Annotated in this window: 13 protein-coding genes; 5 read left to right on the top strand and 8 right to left on the bottom strand. The window is 65.8% G+C overall.

Going from position 1 to position 15630, the window contains the following annotated elements; genetic code table 11:
• Positions 1–3: 3 nt before the first annotated feature.
• Positions 4–651: a DsbA family protein gene (locus BM348_RS12405; protein ID WP_092905116.1), complete on the bottom strand. Its 648-nt coding sequence runs from the start codon at positions 649–651 to the stop codon at positions 4–6.
• A gap of 131 nt (positions 652–782) precedes the next feature.
• On the opposite strand from BM348_RS12405, the gene pth2 reads away from it, so the two are divergent.
• Entirely contained in the window at positions 783–1121 is a 339-nt protein-coding gene (gene pth2 / locus BM348_RS12410) for a peptidyl-tRNA hydrolase Pth2 (protein ID WP_050050980.1), read from the top strand.
• A 33-nt stretch (positions 1122–1154) separates the two neighbouring features.
• Here the strand turns inward: pth2 and BM348_RS12415 are convergent, their stop codons facing one another.
• The 5 genes from BM348_RS12415 to BM348_RS12435 all read right to left on the bottom strand — a co-directional run bounded on the left by BM348_RS12415 (position 1155) and on the right by BM348_RS12435 (position 7871).
• Positions 1155–1922: a maleate cis-trans isomerase family protein gene (locus BM348_RS12415; protein WP_092905117.1), complete on the bottom strand. Its 768-nt coding sequence runs from the start codon at positions 1920–1922 to the stop codon at positions 1155–1157.
• Complete coding sequence (locus BM348_RS12420) at positions 1915–3648, bottom strand: hydantoinase B/oxoprolinase family protein (RefSeq protein WP_394328096.1); 1734 nt, start codon at positions 3646–3648, stop codon at positions 1915–1917. The genes BM348_RS12415 and BM348_RS12420 overlap by 8 nt, the downstream gene beginning before the upstream one ends.
• Positions 3645–5804, bottom strand: coding sequence for a hydantoinase/oxoprolinase family protein (locus BM348_RS12425; RefSeq protein ID WP_245779441.1), 2160 nt, complete (start codon positions 5802–5804; stop codon positions 3645–3647). The genes BM348_RS12420 and BM348_RS12425 overlap by 4 nt, the downstream gene beginning before the upstream one ends.
• Positions 5805–5837: 33 nt before the next feature.
• Entirely contained in the window at positions 5838–7043 is a 1206-nt protein-coding gene (locus BM348_RS12430) for an Nramp family divalent metal transporter (RefSeq protein ID WP_092905119.1), read from the bottom strand.
• A 279-nt stretch (positions 7044–7322) separates the two neighbouring features.
• On the bottom strand, positions 7323–7871 hold the full coding sequence (locus tag BM348_RS12435) for a ribbon-helix-helix protein, CopG family (protein ID WP_092905120.1): 549 nt from the start codon (positions 7869–7871) through the stop codon (positions 7323–7325).
• 210 nt (positions 7872–8081) lie between these two features.
• On the opposite strand from BM348_RS12435, the gene BM348_RS12440 reads away from it, so the two are divergent.
• Positions 8082–10616, top strand: coding sequence for a DNA topoisomerase I (locus BM348_RS12440; RefSeq protein WP_092905121.1), 2535 nt, complete (start codon positions 8082–8084; stop codon positions 10614–10616).
• 43 nt (positions 10617–10659) lie between these two features.
• Here the strand turns inward: BM348_RS12440 and BM348_RS12445 are convergent, their stop codons facing one another.
• Positions 10660–11139, bottom strand: a complete 480-nt coding sequence (locus BM348_RS12445) for a MaoC family dehydratase (RefSeq protein WP_092905122.1) — start codon at positions 11137–11139, stop codon at positions 10660–10662.
• A 76-nt stretch (positions 11140–11215) separates the two neighbouring features.
• Positions 11216–12616, bottom strand: coding sequence for an NAD-dependent succinate-semialdehyde dehydrogenase (locus BM348_RS12450; RefSeq protein ID WP_092905576.1), 1401 nt, complete (start codon positions 12614–12616; stop codon positions 11216–11218).
• A gap of 159 nt (positions 12617–12775) precedes the next feature.
• Between BM348_RS12450 and BM348_RS12455 the strand changes: the two genes are divergently transcribed.
• From BM348_RS12455 to BM348_RS12465, 3 genes are all read left to right on the top strand, one after another.
• Complete coding sequence (locus BM348_RS12455; RefSeq protein ID WP_092905123.1) at positions 12776–13639, top strand: HpcH/HpaI aldolase/citrate lyase family protein; 864 nt, start codon at positions 12776–12778, stop codon at positions 13637–13639.
• Between the two features lie 106 nt (positions 13640–13745).
• Complete coding sequence (locus tag BM348_RS12460; protein ID WP_092905124.1) at positions 13746–15002, top strand: Glu/Leu/Phe/Val family dehydrogenase; 1257 nt, start codon at positions 13746–13748, stop codon at positions 15000–15002.
• Between the two features lie 99 nt (positions 15003–15101).
• The gene (locus BM348_RS12465) at positions 15102–15608 is read left to right on the top strand and encodes a DUF2062 domain-containing protein (RefSeq protein ID WP_092905125.1); all 507 of its coding nucleotides are present in this window, start codon (positions 15102–15104) and stop codon (positions 15606–15608) included.
• Positions 15609–15630 lie beyond the last annotated feature (22 nt).

Here is a 15630-nt window from a genome sequence, read left to right on the forward strand (position 1 = left end):
CGATTACAGTGCGTCTTCGATAGCCGATTCGATCGGGTCGTAGGTCGGGTCCTCGACTTGCTCGCCGTCGACGATGACCGTCGGTGTGGCTTTGATGCCCGCGTTCTTGGCCCGTTCGCGTTCGGTCTCGAGTTCGCCTCGATAGGCGCCGTCTTCGGTATCGGTGACCACCTTTTCGCCGTCGACGCCAGCGTCGTTCGCGGTCGATTCGATCACGTCGAGCGAGTATCCGTCGGTGAACTCGGCGTAAATATTCTCTTCGAACTGCCAGAACGCCTCGTCGCCGCCCTGATCCTGCACGGAACGCGCGGCGCTTGCGATCTCCCAAGACCAATCGGGGTTGGCTGGGATCGGGAAGTCGTGGAACTCGTATCGGATCTCTCCGGGATCGATATACGACTCCTTGAGGCGCGGATACACGTTCAACTCGTCCTCGAGCGTGTACCTCGCGCACGCGCCACAGCCGAAGTCCTTGAACACCATGACGGTCACGTCTGCCTCCGGATCACCCGCGACGGGAACCGGAAGCGCGGGCTCGCCCTCGAGTTCGAACTCGCCGCCGTTTCCGCTGTTCGAGTTGAGACAACCCGCGACGGCGACGCCCGCCCCGGCGAGAGCCGTTGCCGCGAACTTCCGGCGTGAGATATCCATATGCTTGCTAGCGACCGCGGGGTGAAATATGTAGTGACAGCGGTATCCCGTCGCCGTTTGTTACCACGATCGCGCGAGTCGACTCGCGGCTGATCGCCGCGCCTATATCGGTCCCGCTCGAGTCTTCGAGCATGAAACAGGCCATCGTCGCGCGAACCGATATCGGGATGGGCCAGGGCAAGCTCGCCGCCCAGGTCGCACACGCCTCCCTCTCGGCCTACGAGAAGGCCGACAAGCGGACCCAGCGGGAGTGGAAAAACGGCGGCCAGAAGAAGATCGTCCTGAAGGGAAGCAGCGAACGCGAACTACACGAACTCTCCGAAATCGCAGACCACAAGGGGATCGCTCAGTCGCTCATCCGCGACGCCGGACACACGCAGCTCGAGCCGGGGACCGTCACCGCGCTGGCCGTCGGTCCCGCAGAAGAAGACCTCGTCGATCGCGTGACGGGCGAACTGCCGCTGTTTTGAGCGCCGTTCGGGGCTCAACTCGAGGTCGCGGTCTCAGTCGAGATCGAAGAGCGCGCCGGGCGCGTCGACGTCGATCGATGCGACCCGACAGACGTCCCACAGCGTCGCCCCGTTGCTCGTCACGACGGGAACGCCGAGTTCGGCCTCGAGCCGATCGACCGCGGCGAGCGATCGGTAGTTCGTACACGAGACGAACAGGCCGTCGAGCGAGCGCCCGTCGGCCATCGCCATCGCCTGTTCGTAGGCGTCGTCGGGTTCGAGCGCGCCGATAGCGGTGTTCGCCTCGATTCCGCGACCGTCGATGGCGACGACGTCGAAGCCCGCGTCCTCGAGAAATTCCGCTTCGCGTTCGTCGAGGGCTTCGGTGTACGGCGTCACCACGCCGACGCGCTCGACGGCGAGTTCGTCGAGCGCTCTGACGACGGATCGAGCCGTCGCGACCGCGGGGACGCCCGCGGCGTCCTCGAGGCGCTCCTCGAGTTCCGCGTCGAAGCCGGGGCCGTGGAGCAAGCTCCCCGTGGTACAGGCGTAGGCGACAGCGTCCACGTCGGCGTGTGCGAGCAGCCTTCCGCCGCGAACCGCGTCGTCGCTCATCGCGTCGAGTTCGTCGACGGTGACCGACTCGAGGGCCATTCGGGCCGCGTGGATCGTCACGTCACCTTCGGTCGTCCGTTCGAACTCGGGTTCGACCGTCGTGTTCGACGAGGGGACGACCACGCCGATTCGAGCGGGGCCGTCGTCGCGCGCGAGTTCGGTCCCGTCGTCGGATCCATCGATTCGATCGGGACTCGGGTCACTCATCGTCGCTCGCTCCAGACACGCTCTTCTCGTCGGCTCGGTCGCGCTCGAGCGCCGACGGATCGCGACCGTCCGGATCGCCGTGACCGCCGCCGCCGGGAGTTCTGACCGTGACCGTCGTTCCGGCGGGGACGTCGACCGTCGTCTTCGCTGCGACGGAGGTTTCGCCCGCCGAAAGCGACTCGTCGGCGTCTCCCGCCGCGGCGTCCGCGTCCAGTTCGACGCCCTCGGGGAGGTCGAATCCGTCCGGTACCTCGAGGACGTTCCGCCCTCGAGCGCCGTCCTCGCCGTCGGCGACCCCGCTGGGGGCGTACCGCCGCCGTTCCGTCAGCAGCGAAACGGTAGCCTCGGTCTCGACGGTTACCGATCGCTCGAGGCCGAGCCCGCCGCGGAACGTCCCTCGACCGCCGCTTCCGGGCCGGAAGGCGTAGCGTTCGACCCGCATCGGGTACTCGGTCTCCATCGACTCGATGGGCGTGTTGAGCGTGTTCGTCATGCCGACCTGTACGCCGTCCATCCCGTCCGCGCCGGCTCGCGCGCCGAAGCCGCCGCCGATGGTTTCGTAGTAGGTAAAGGAGCCGTCTCGAGCGCCGATGGTCAGGTTGTTCATCGTCCCCTGCCCCTGCGCCGGCACGCGGTCCGGAGTCGCCTTCGCGAGAGCGCTGAAGACCACGTCGGTGACTCGCTGGCTGGTCTCGACGTTGCCGCCCACCACCGCGGCGGGGGACGTGGGGTTGAGCACCGACCCCTCAGGCGCGTCGACCGAAACCGGATCGTAACAGCCTTCGTTCGGTGGAATTTCGGGATCCGTGATACACCGGACGACGAAGTAGACCGCGCTCTTGGCGACGGCCAGCGGCGCGTTGAGGTTGCCGTCGACCTGCGAAGCGGTCCCCGAGAAGTCGACGTCGACGCTCGCGCCGTCGACCGTGACCGTCGTCTCGATCGGAACGTCGTCGTCGGTGATCCCGTCGCCCTCGAGCACGTCCGACGCCTCGTAGACGCCGTCCGGTATCTCCGCGAGTTCGCTCGCGATCCGGTCTCGAGAGTACTCGATGACGGCGTCGAACCCGGCCAGTACGGTCTCCTCACCGTGTTCGTCGATCAGCGACGCGACGCGCGCTTCGGCGCGCTCGTTCGCCGCGAGCTGGGCGCGGAAGTCGGCCTTGCGCTCTCGAGCGTTGCGGACGTTCGAGAGAATGAGCGACTGCACGTCGGATCGGATCTCGCCGCCCTCGACGAGCCTGATTGGGGGCAGCCGGAGCCCCTCCTGGTAGATCTCGCGCGCACCGGCCGGCATGCTACCGGGCGTCATCCCGCCGACGTCGGCGTGGTGGGCCCGAGACACCGCGTAGCCCACGATCTCCGAATCGGGCGCGATCGGCGAGACCATCGTCACGTCTGGCAAGTGCGTCCCGCCGGTGAACGGGTCGTTGAGCACGAACACGTCGCCCGGTTTCGGATCGTGCTCGCGGACGGCCGCGACCGACTCCGGCATCGCGCCGAGGTGGACGGGGATGTGCTCGGCCTGGGCGATCATCCGGCCCTCGGCGTCGAACAGCGCCGTCGAGCAGTCCCGGCGCTCCTTGATGTTCGGCGAGTACGCCCCGCGGATCAGGGTCTGACCCATCTCCTCGGCGGCGCTCTCGAGTTGGTTTCGCAGTACTTCCAGCGTGATCGGATCGATGGGGTCGTCGGTCATCGGTGTGGCTGATTTCGGTGTGCTCATTGGCCCGGTCCTCCGGTCGTCGATTCGGCTCGAGTCATGACGAGCGTCCCGTCCTCGAGGATCTCGCCCGACCACGCGGGCGGGACGACGGTGGTGCTTTCTGCCTGCTCGAGGACCGCGGGACCCTCGATCGGCGCGCCAGGCTCAAGGCTATCGCGCTCGTAGACGCCGGTCTCGCGCGTGCCATGGCCGGGGAAGTGCGCGTCTCTCGTTCCGATTCGAGCCTCGCCGTCGCCGTCGTGGCGGACGAGCGGGTCGGGGCCGTCGACCGTCGCTGTGGCTCGGAGGTTGACGACCTCGATGGTCTCGTCCATCGCGTAGCCGTAGGCCTGTTCGTGAGCGTCGTGGAATCGCTCGGCGACCGCCGCCGGATCGAACCGTTCGCCGACGGAGACTGACAGTTCGAAGCTCTGGCCGGCGTACCGACAGTCCGCGGTTCGTTCGATTCGGGCCGCGTCGGGATCGGAGGCCTCGGCGCGCACGTCCGAGACGAGGCCGTCGTAGACGTTCTCGAGACGGTCCGTATCGGCGGTCTCGAGGTCGACGCCGACGGTTCGGACCGCGTCGTAGCTCTCGTCGGCCGCGAGGAGACCGAACGCCGAGAGGACGCCGCCCGGTCGCGGGACGACGACGCGGTCGACCTCGAGGCTCTCGGCGAGCGCCGCCGCGTGCATCGGCCCCGCGCCGCCGAAGGCGACGAGCGCGAACGAGCGCGGATCGTGGCCCCGCTCGACGGTGACCGACCGGATCGTCCGGGTCATCGTCGCGTTCGCGACGCGGTAGACCCCGCGGGCCGCCTCGAGCGCGCTCTCGAGGCCGGCTTCATCGGCCAGTCGTTCCAGCGCGTCGTGGGCGGCCTCGACGTCGAGGGTGAACTCGCCGCCCAGTGCCGTCTCGGGGCCGATGTATCCCAGCACGACGTTCGCGTCGGTCACCGTCGGTTCGGTGCCGCCGCGGCCGTAGCAGGCCGGACCGGGCTGGGCACCCGACGACCGCGGTCCGACGCGGAGCGCGCCCCCGGCGTCGACCCAGGCGATCGATCCGCCGCCAGCGCCGACGGTGTTCACGTCGACCATCGGCGTCCGGATCGGGAGGCCGTCGATTTCGGAGTCGGTCGTCCGCTCGGCCTCGCCGTCACGGACGAGGCTCACGTCGCTCGAGGTGCCGCCCATGTCGAAGGTGACCAGTCCGTCGACAGCGGCGTCGTCGACCGTCGCCGCGGCACCGACCACGCCCGCGGCCGGCCCCGAAAGCGTCGTCGTGACCGCCTGCTGGCGAACCGTCTCGGGGTCTGCGATGCCGCCGTTGGCCTGCATGATTCGCGGCGCGGGAATGCCGGCGTCCGTCGCCTCGTCGACCAGTCGGCCGACGTAGCTGTCGATCGCCGGGCGAACGTAGGCGTCGACGGCCGTCGTCGAGGTCCGCTCGAACTCCCGGAACTCCGCGAGCACCTCGTGGGAGGCCGACACCGGAACCTCGAGTTCGTCCCGAAGAATATCGGCGACGACCCGCTCGTTCTCGGGATCCGCGTAGGCGTGGAGCAGACAGATCGCGACGCTCTCGACGTCGCGCTCGCGGAGCGTCGCGGCCAGTTCCCGAACCTCGTCGGGGTCGACCGCTCGTTCGATTCCGTCCGGCGTCGTTCGTTCGTCGAGTTCGAACCGCCGGCGTCGGGGTACGAGCGGGTCCGGCTTCTCGACCTCGAGATCGTACAGGTCGGGCCGGTCCTGTCTGCCGATCTCGAGGACGTCCCGAAAGCCCGCGGTCGTGACCAGCGCGGTCTTAGCGCCGCCGCGCTCGAGCAGGGCGTTGACCGAGACCGTCATCGCGTGGGCGAACTCGTCGATCTCGCCCGGATCGATGCCCGCGCGCTCGCAGGCCTTCTCGATCCCCTCGAGGACGCCGACGCTCTGGTCGTCGGTCGTCGGCACCTTCGCGGTGACCAGCCGATCCTCGACCGAGAGCGCCACGTCGGTGAACGTGCCGCCCACGTCGACGCCGACTCGAGTCTCCGCCGCGCTCGAGTCGCCTGAATTACCGCCGCTCGAGCGTTCCGAGTGGCCGTCGCTCGAGCGTTCCGGTCCATCGCCCGCCGGAGTCCCGTCGTGCGTTGGTTGGTCCGATTCGATTCCGTCCGTCATGTCTGATTCGTTCATGTGAGAGGTGGAAAGATAATGCTGGTGCGTTCGTTACGCGAGAAGCACGTCGTACAGCGTCTGGAGACCGAGCCCGACGACGACCAGCGTGATCACCGCGCCGAGGACGTTCTGGAGCGTCCCGTTCGTGTACTCGCCGAGCAGGGTCTCGTTGTTCATCGCGTAGATCAGGAAGACCGCGAGGATCGGCAGCAAAAGGCCGTTCGCGACCTGTGCGAAGACGATGATCTCCACTGGGCTGTAATCGAGCGCCGAGAAGACGATCCCGACGCCGAGGATCGCGATCCAGATCGCCCGGAACCGCGTCGACGTGAGGTCACGTTCCCAGCCCAGCGCGCCAGCGGTCGCGTAGGCTCCGGCCAGCGGCGCGCTCATCGCGCTCGTAAAGCCGGCGGCGAACAGCCCGATCGCGAAGAAGGTCATCGCGTACCCGCCGAAGACCGGCTCTAACTGGTCGGCCATCTCGCCGACGTTTTCGATCGTGGTTCCCTCGGGGAACACCGCCGCCGCGGTTACGACGATCGAGGTCGTGATGATCCCGCCGATGGCGACCATCGCGATGGTGTCGGTACGACACTCGGCGAGGTCCTCCGGACCGTCCCAGCGCTCTTGGACGGTGCTCGCGTGAAGGAACAGGTTGTAGCCGACGACGGTCGTTCCGACGAGGCCAGCGATCAGGTAGGCCGATCCGTCCGGAACGCGCGGAACGAGTCCGCCGGCGATGGCTCCGAAATCCGGCCGGACCATGATCGCGTTGACGACGAACGCCAGCCCCATGATCGTGACGAGACCGATGAACACCCGTTCGATCAGCTTGTAGTTGCCCGTCCAGAGCAACGCACCCGCGACGATGCCGATTAGCGGCCCCCAGACGGTCTCGCTAACGCCGGTGATGGTGGCCAATCCCGCAGCGCCGCCGACGATGTTGCCGGTCTGGAACGCCGCCGTTCCGATGCCGATCGCGGCGACCACCAATCCGACGGTGACCGTCCTGACGATCGGGTTCGAAAACTCGTTTCGAAGCGCTTCCCCCAGTCCTTCTCGAGAAACGAGCCCGAGCCGGGCGCTCATCTCCTGGAGGACCATCGTCGCGACGATCGAGAACGCGATAGTCCATAACAGGAGATAGGCGTACTCGGCTCCGATGACGCTCGCTGTCGTTACTGTACCCGGTCCCACGAACGCCGCCGCGACCAGCGCCCCCGGACCGATCGCCTTGAGTTGTTCTACGATGCCCATGTGCGATATCCACTCACATCCCTCTCTGTAATCGACAAAAGGGTTGTTGAGAGTCGATCATACGAGATGCGGTACGCGTTCGCATACGCCGATCTCGTATGAACTCGTATGAGGATCTATGAAAGCGTATGATGTGGTCTCGAGCAGAAGCCTCGATCGGAAAGCGCAACTCCGGTCGAAACGAGTGCTACTCCAGTCGGAACGAGTACCACTTTCGACAGAACGAGCGCTACTTCGATCGAAACGAACCCGGTCCGTTGATCGCGCGCCGCCGCCCACTCACTCGGCCGATCGACGTTCGGTGATGAGTACCTTCGACAGCCCCTGATCGATCTCGAGATCGACCGGCAGGTCGACCGTGCTGCGCTCGATGAACCGCGTCATGAACCAGCGGATCGGCTCGGACGCGAAGACGATCTGATAGACGCCCTCTCCCTGTGACCGAACGGCGAGGAAACCACAGAACGACAGCCACTCGAGCAGTTCTTCGACGCTCTCGAATCGCTCTGCGTACTCGTGAGCGTGGTAGTCTGAAACTCGATCCGCTGCCTCGACGAACTCGGGGTCAGGGTCGCCCGCCTCGTATAAATGCTCGAGAAAACAGTGCAGGAAGTCGACGTCGAGCAGCACGTGCTCGCCCGAGGAGAGCATCTGGTAGTACTGCTCTAAATTGTCGCTCGGTCGCCCGCTTGCCGCCTCGAAGTTCGCCGCGTAGAACGCGAGCGCCCGTCGAACCACCTCGCTCTGCCCGTTGTCGGTCTGGGACATGAGCGACTCGAGTGCCGTCTCCGCGTCGTCGTCGAGCGATACCGTCATTCGGCGCGTCATACGTTCGGGGAGGGATTCCAGCGGGATAACTGTCCGCACACGCGCTTGTGGAGCCACATCTCGAAAGGCCACCTCGCGCACGCGAGCGCACAGCGCACGCACACCCGCGCTATCCGGCGGTTTCGGGCGAATTTCGGCGAAAGCGTTATCCCAATCTCGGTCGTACCGAGCGATCATGAGAGATGGATTCGGCTCGGGAGGTGAGCGACCGTGGAGCTGATAATCACGGAGAAGGACAACGCTGCGCGGCGCATCGCCGAAATCCTGAGCGGGGGCTCGATGGACTCGAGTCGCGAGAACGGGGTGAACGTCTACGAGTGGGGCGGCAAGCGCTGCGTGGGACTGTCGGGCCACGTCGTCGGTGTGGACTTCCCGCCGGAGTACTCCGACTGGCGAGACGTCGAACCCGCGGAACTGATCGACGCGAGCGTCGAGAAGACGCCGACCAAGGAGAACATCGTCGCGACGCTGCGAATTCTCGCGCGGAAGGCGGAACGGGCGACGATCGCGACGGACTACGATCGCGAGGGCGAACTCATCGGCAAGGAGGCCTACGAGATCGTCGAGGAGGCGAACGACGACATTCCCATTCGTCGGGTGCGATTCTCCTCGATCACCGAAAACGAGGTCAAATCGGCGTTCGACGAACCCGACGAACTCGACTTCGACCTCGCCGCTGCCGGCGAGGCTCGCCAGATCATCGACCTGATCTGGGGCGCGTCGCTGACCCGTTTCCTCTCGCTTTCCTCGGGCCAACTGGGCAACGACTTCATCTCCGTCGGGCGAGTCCAGTCGCCGACGCTCAAGCTGATGGTCGACCGCGAGCGCGAGATCGAGGCGTTCGACCCCGAGTCCTACTGGGAACTGGTCGCCGATCTCTCGAAGACCGCCGGCGGCGACGGTGCCGAGGCCGACGGCGAGAGCGGCGAGGACCCGACCGCGCCCTTCGAGGCCCAGTACTTCTACCGCGACGAGGACGATAACGAAGCCGAACGAATCTGGGACGAAGCTACCGCCGAGAGCGTCTACGAGACGCTCTCGAGCGCGGACTCGGCGACGGTCGTCGACGTCAACGGCCGCACGCGGACGGACTCGCCGCCGACGCCCTTTAACACGACCCAGTTCATCCGCGCCGCGAGCGCCATCGGCTACTCCGCAAAGCGCGCGATGTCCATCGCCGAGGACCTCTACACCGCGGGCTACATCACCTACCCCCGAACGGACAACACGGTCTATCCCGACGACCTGGATCCCGAGGAACTGCTCGACGACTTCGTCGGCCACCCGACGCTCGGCGAGAGCGCAGAATCGCTGCTCGAGGCCGACGAGATCGTCCCGACGGAAGGCGACGAGGAGACGACCGATCACCCGCCGATCCACCCGACGGGAGAGATCCCAGCCCGCGGTGGCGACGTGAGCGACGACGAGTGGGAGGTCTTCGAACTCGTCGTGCGGCGCTTCTACGCGACCGTCGCGGATCCCGCGGAGTGGGAACACCTCAAGGTCGTCGCGGAGGTCGACGGGAAAGAGCGGCTCAAGGCCAACGGCAAACGGCTCGTCGAACCCGGCTACCACGCCGTCTATCCGTACTTCAACACCTCCGAGAACTTCGTGCCCGCCGTCGACGTGGGCGAGGAACTCGCGCTCGCCGACGCCGAACTCGAGGCCAAGGAGACCCAGCCCCCGCGGCGGTACGGCCAGTCGCGGCTCATCGAGACGATGGAGGACCTGGGCATCGGAACAAAGTCGACCCGTCACGAGACCATCGAGAAACTCTACGATCGCGGCTACATCGAGAGCGATCCGCCGCGGCCGACGCGACTCGCGATGGCCGTCGTCACCGCCGCCGAGGACTACGCCGACCGCGTCGTCAGCGAGGGGATGACCGCCCAACTCGAGGCCGACATGGACGCGATCGCGAACGGCGAGGCGACCCTCGAGGACGTGACCGACGAGTCCCGCGAGATGCTCGAGGACATCTTCGCGAATCTCGCCGACTCCCGTGAGGAGATCGGCGATCAACTACGCAAGTCGCTCAAGGACGACAAGCGCCTCGGGCCATGTCCGGAGTGCGGCGAGGACCTGCTCGTTCGGCGCTCGCGTCACGGCTCGTACTTCATCGGCTGCGACGGCTACCCCGACTGTGAGAACACGCTTCCGCTGCCCTCGACGGGCAAGCCCCTGATCCTCGAGGAAGAGTGCGAGGAACACGGGCTCAACGAGGTGAAGATGCTCGCGGGGCGACAGACGTTCGTTCACGGCTGTGCGCTCTGTAAGGCCGAGGAGGCTGGCGAGGGCCCCACCCTCGGAGAGTGCCCCGAGTGCGGCGACGAACACGGGGGAGAACTCGCCGTCAAGACGCTCCAGAGCGGCTCGAGGCTCGTCGGCTGTACCCGTTATCCCGACTGCGAGTACTCGCTGCCGCTTCCCCGCCGCGGCGAAATCGAGGTAACGGAGGAGCGATGCGAGGAACACGACCTGCCGGAACTGCTCGTCCACAACGGCGACGAGCCGTGGGAACTTGGCTGTCCGATCTGTAACTACCGGGAGTTCCAGGCGCGGGAGGCCGACAGCGGCTCGGATCTCGAAGCGCTCGAGGGAATCGGCGCGAAGACCGTCGAAAAGCTCGCGAACGCGGGCATCGAAGACGTCGCGGACCTCTCCGACGCGGATCCGGACGCCGTCGCCGAGAGCGTCGAGGGCGTGAGCGCGGATCGGATTCGGACGTGGCAGGCCAAGGCCTGAATCGCGTTCCGCAACGGACTGAATCGCGCCCCGAAGCCGGTCGCTACTCGTTCTCGTCGCTGTGCCCGTCTTCGACGTGCTCGCGCTTTCTCGAGAGAACGGTTCGATCGAACGAACAGACTAGCTCGTCGTGCTGGTTGAAGACCTCGACGCACATTGTGACGACGCCGCGCTCGCCGTCTGACGTTTCTCGCTTCTCGGTCACGGTCGATTGCGCGCGAATCGTATCGCCGTGAAAGACCGGCGCGGGATGCTCGACGTCGTCGTAGGAGAGGTTCGCCACGATCGTCCCGTCGGTCGTTTCGGGGATCGAGATCCCGACCGCGAGCGACATCGTGTAGAGGCCGTTGACGATCCGCTCGCCGAACTGGGTCTCCGCGGCGAATTCGGAGTCGAGGTGCAGCGGCTGCTGGTTCATCGTCAGATCGCAAAACCGCTGGTTGTCGCTCTCGGATATCGTCCGACTGCGCTCGTGCTCGATGGTCTCGCCGACCTCGAGGTCCTCGTAGTAGCGCCCGGTCATAACAGAACCGTTGTGGAATACGGTAAAAACGTCTCTGGTGATGAGAACGCTGGACTGCTGGTCGCTTCGACGCCGCTCACTCGACCAGTCCGTCGTCCTCGCCGTTCTGGTGTTGCACCCAGATCGTCTTCTCGTTGACGAACTCCCGAATGCCCTGCTCGGCGAGTTCGCGGCCGTATCCGGACGCCTTGACGCCGCCGAAGGGCAGTCTCGGATCGGACTTGACGAGTTCGTTCACGAACGCCATCCCCGACTCGAAGCGTCTGGCGACGCGTTCGCCTCGAGCGTAGTCTTCGGTCCAGACGCTCGCACCGAGGCCGAACTGGGTGTCGTTCGCCTTCTCGATGGCCGCCTCCTCGTCGGGCACCCGAAACACCGACGCGGCGGGTCCGAACAGCTCCTCCCGGTCGGCCGGCGAGCCCTCGGGAATATCGGTCAGCACCGTCGGCGGATAGAACGCGCCCTCGCGGTCCATGGGTTCCCCGCCGACGTGACACTCCGCGCCCTGCTCGACGGTCTCTTGAACCTGCTCGTCGAGCGTCTCCATGAGATCCTCGCGAGCCTGCGGGCCGACGTCGGTGTCCTCGTCCGTCGGGTCGCCGACGACCTGTTCGTCCATGCGTTCGACGAACGCCTCGAGGAACTCGTCGTAGACGTCCTCGACGACGATGAAGCGTTTCGCGGCGATGCAGGACTGTCCGGAGTTGATGAGCCGCGCCTGCGTTCCCTTCTCGACCGCGAGCTCGAGGTCCGCGTCGTCGAGGACGACGAACGGGTCGCTCCCGCCGAGTTCGAGGACGGTCTTTTTCAGTTCGCTGCCGGCCGTTTCCGCGACCGAACGGCCCGCGCCGCTCGAGCCGGTGAGCGTGACGGCCTCGATTCGGTCGTCGGCGATGACCTCGTCGATTTCCTCGGAGCCGATCAACAGGGACGTGAACGCGCCCTCGGGGCAGCCAGCCTCCCGGAAGACCTCCTCGATGGCTCGAGCGCAGCCGGGAACGTTCGAGGCGTGTTTCAGGATCCCCACGTTGCCGGCGGCGAGGTTCGGCACGGCGAAGCGAAACGCCTGCCAGAACGGGAAGTTCCAGGGCATGATCGCGAGCACCGTCCCGATGGGCTCGTAGCTGACGAGCGTTCGGGCGTCCGACTCGCTCGCGATTCGATCGTCCTGGAGGTGTTCGGCGGCGTGTTCCGCGTAGTAGTCACAGAGCCAGGCGCACTTTTCGACCTCAGCGTGACTCTGTGCGATGGGTTTGCCCATCTCCTCGGTCATCAGTTCCGCGTAGGTCGACTCGTTCTCGCGCAACTGCTCGCCGGCACGCGCCAACATTTCCTGTCGATCCTCGATCGGAACCTCGCGCCACTCGTCGAACACCGCTTCGGCCCGCTCGAGCGCTTCGTCTCGGTCCGCGCTCGAGTCCTCCTCGTACGTCTCGACGGTCTCGCCGGTCGCGGGATTCGTGCTCTCGATTGACATGGGTATCGTGACGACGAGGAGCCTCATAGGTTTCAGGGTGGCGTCGGCCAACGGCCGCGTTCTCAAGCGACGAACCGCCTCTCCGCTCGCAACGGAACGACCGGTCCGCTCGTCGAAACCGACCCGTACTTTCACCTCACTCACCCACGCAGACACCGTATGGCTCGTCGAAGCGTTCTGTTCACACCGGGCGATCAGGCCGACCGACTCCGAAAAGCGCCCCGGTTCGGCGCGGACGTGATCGTCTTCGATCTCGAGGACGCGATCACGCCGTCGAACAAACCGGCGGCGCGAGAGACGGTCGCGACCGTTCTCGGTGACCCCGACTTCGATCCCGACTGCGAAGTGTGCGTGCGCGTCAACCCGAGTTCGACCGCCGTCGCGGCCGATCTCGAGGCGATCTTCGGAGACGATCGCGACGATCCGGCCGTCGATAGTCTCATGCTTCCGAAGGTGGCCTCGAGCGAGGACGTTCGATCGCTCGTCGGTCGTCTCGCCGACCGCGACGCGACGCTGCCGATTTTTTCGCTCGTCGAGAGCGCCGCGGGCGTCCTCGCTGCACCCGAAATCGCGTCGGTCCCCGAAACCACTGCGCTCGTGTTCGGTGCCGAAGACCTCGCCGCCGATATCGGCGCAACGCGGACGACAGAGGGGACGGAAGTGCTCTACGCTCGAGAGCGCGTCGTCCTCGCGGCGGCCGCCGCCGACATCGACGCGGTAGACACCGTCTTCACCGACTTCGAGGACGAGACCGGACTGCGTGAAGAGGCGGCGTTCGCCGCCCAACTGGGCTACGACGGCAAGCTCGCGATCCACCCTGCACAGGTCGCTCCGATCGCGGCGGCGTTCGAACCCACCGGCGAGGAGGTGACGTGGGCGCGCGACGTCCTCGCGGCCAAACGCGACGCGGACGACGACGGCCGCGGCGTCTTCGAGGTCGACGGAGAGATGATCGACGCGCCGTTGATCGCACGCGCCGAACGAATTCTCGACCGAGCGGACGACGACATCGGGCCGAACTGAACGGTCTTCCCATCCTAGGCCATATTTATATGAATTATATATGTTTTAAAACTGACCGTGACAGACATTCGCTACGCTTATCCCCCGGTCGGAAAAATAGCTGTGTATGTCGGAGCAAACCAACCCGTTCGAAAGTTTGCAATCCCAGATCGACGAGGCGAGCCCGTACGTCGACGCCAGTGACGACGTCATCGAGCGCCTCAAACACCCAGAGCGCGTGCTCGAGACGAATCTCACCGTCGAGCTCGACGACGGATCGCTCGAGCGATTCAAAGCGTTTCGCTCGCAGTTCAACGGCGACCGCGGCCCGTACAAAGGCGGCATTCGCTACCACCCGGGCGTTTCCCGTGACGAAGTGAAAGCGCTCTCCGGCTGGATGGTGTACAAGTGTGCAACTGTCGGGATTCCCTACGGCGGCGGGAAAGGCGGCATCATCATCGATCCCGACGAGTACTCGGCAGACGAGATCGAACGGCTCACGCGGGCGTTCGCGAAGGAGCTCCGACCGCTGATCGGCGTCGATCGCGACGTTCCCGCGCCGGACGTAAACACCGGCCAGCGGGAGATGAACTGGATCAAAGACACCTACGAGACCCTCGAGAACACGACCCAGCCCGGCGTCATCACCGGTAAGGCGCTGGACTCGGGCGGCAGCGAGGGCCGCGTCGAGGCGACCGGCCGATCGACCGTCCTCGCCGCGCGCGAAGCCTTCGACTACCTCGGAAAGGACCTCGAGGACGCGACAGTCGCCGTGCAGGGCTACGGCAACGCCGGCTGGATCGCCGCGAAGCTGATCGACGAGATGGGCGCGAAAGTCGTCGCCGCCAGCGACTCGAGCGGCGGCGTCTACAACCCGGACGGGTTCGACCCCGTCGCCGCGAAAGATCACAAACACGAAACCGGTTCGATCTCCGGATTCGAGGGCGCGACCGATGAGATCACGAACGAAGACATCCTCACGCTCGACGTGGATCTGCTGATCCCCGCGGCGCTCGAGAACGCCATCGACGGCGACCTCGCGGAGTCGGTGCAGGCCGACGTCATCTCGGAGGCCGCAAACGGCCCGCTGACGCCCGAAGCGGATCAGGTTATGGCCGACAAGGACGTGCTGGTCATCCCCGACATCCTCGCGAACGCGGGCGGCGTCACCGTCTCGTACTTCGAGTGGGTGCAGAACCGACAGCGCTTCTACTGGTCCGAAGAGCGCGTCAACGAGGAACTCGAGTCGATCATTGTCGTCGCCTTCGACGACCTCGTCGAGAGCTACGAAGAAAACGACCTCGAGTCGTTCCGGACGGCGGCGTACGTCGTCGCCCTCGAGCGGGTCGCCGGCGCGTTCGAAGAAGCCGGAACGTTCCCGTAATTCACCGGAACGCAAGTGTGACGGGGGCTACGGGCGTTATAACGCGTCCCGTCGCCACCGATAGTTTTTTCCTGAAGGCTTGCCATTGACTCAAACCGAATGCTTCGAGAACGGGTGGCGGTCTATCGCGACCGCGTTCGACGCGAACTGACGGCGGCTTTCAGAGCGGATCACACCGCACACGAGGTCGCCATCAGTTTCGCGATCGGGCTCTTCGTGACGTCAATGCCGACCGGCGGGCTCAGCCTCGGGGCACTGGCGGTGCTCGCGTACTGGCAGTCCTGGGCGAGCAAGGCGGCGATGTTCGCGGCGGCCATCCTCCTGAACCCGCTCGTCAAACCAGCCGTCTATCTCGGCAGTTACCGGCTCGGAACCGCGTTTCTCGGCTCGGACCAACTGGTGACGCTCGAGCACGAGACCGCCGATACGGCGATCGAACTCGTCCAGTTTCTGCTGGTCGGCAACGTGGTCATCGGAGCGATACTGTTCGCGATCGGCTACCTAATAGCCTTCCACCTGACGCGGTCGTATCGTCGACGGGAGGGAACGACGGTTCGTTCCTCGGTCGTTTCGGTATCGCTGTTCCCGTTCAACCGTCGCAAGTGACTCGACGTGGATTGTCTGACCC

The organism is Halostagnicola kamekurae (genome assembly GCF_900116205.1).
GTDB lineage: Archaea > Halobacteriota > Halobacteria > Halobacteriales > Natrialbaceae > Halostagnicola > Halostagnicola kamekurae.

Bases quoted from the DNA above. Each gene is read 5' to 3' on its own strand.
- BM348_RS12465 (WP_092905125.1), top strand. From the start codon at position 15,102: ATGCTTCGAGAACGGGTGGCGGTCTATCGCGACCGCGTTCGACGCGAA.
- BM348_RS12450 (WP_092905576.1), bottom strand. From the start codon at position 12,616: ATGTCAATCGAGAGCACGAATCCCGCGACCGGCGAGACCGTCGAGACG.
- BM348_RS12420 (WP_394328096.1), bottom strand. From the start codon at position 3,648: ATGAGCACACCGAAATCAGCCACACCGATGACCGACGACCCCATCGAT.
- BM348_RS12405 (WP_092905116.1), bottom strand. From the start codon at position 651: ATGGATATCTCACGCCGGAAGTTCGCGGCAACGGCTCTCGCCGGGGCG.
- pth2 (WP_050050980.1), top strand. From the start codon at position 783: ATGAAACAGGCCATCGTCGCGCGAACCGATATCGGGATGGGCCAGGGC.
- BM348_RS12425 (WP_245779441.1), bottom strand. From the start codon at position 5,804: ATGAACGAATCAGACATGACGGACGGAATCGAATCGGACCAACCAACG.
- BM348_RS12415 (WP_092905117.1), bottom strand. From the start codon at position 1,922: ATGAGTGACCCGAGTCCCGATCGAATCGATGGATCCGACGACGGGACC.
- BM348_RS12430 (WP_092905119.1), bottom strand. From the start codon at position 7,043: ATGGGCATCGTAGAACAACTCAAGGCGATCGGTCCGGGGGCGCTGGTC.
- BM348_RS12445 (WP_092905122.1), bottom strand. From the start codon at position 11,139: ATGACCGGGCGCTACTACGAGGACCTCGAGGTCGGCGAGACCATCGAG.
- BM348_RS12435 (WP_092905120.1), bottom strand. From the start codon at position 7,871: ATGACGCGCCGAATGACGGTATCGCTCGACGACGACGCGGAGACGGCA.
- BM348_RS12460 (WP_092905124.1), top strand. From the start codon at position 13,746: ATGTCGGAGCAAACCAACCCGTTCGAAAGTTTGCAATCCCAGATCGAC.
- BM348_RS12455 (WP_092905123.1), top strand. From the start codon at position 12,776: ATGGCTCGTCGAAGCGTTCTGTTCACACCGGGCGATCAGGCCGACCGA.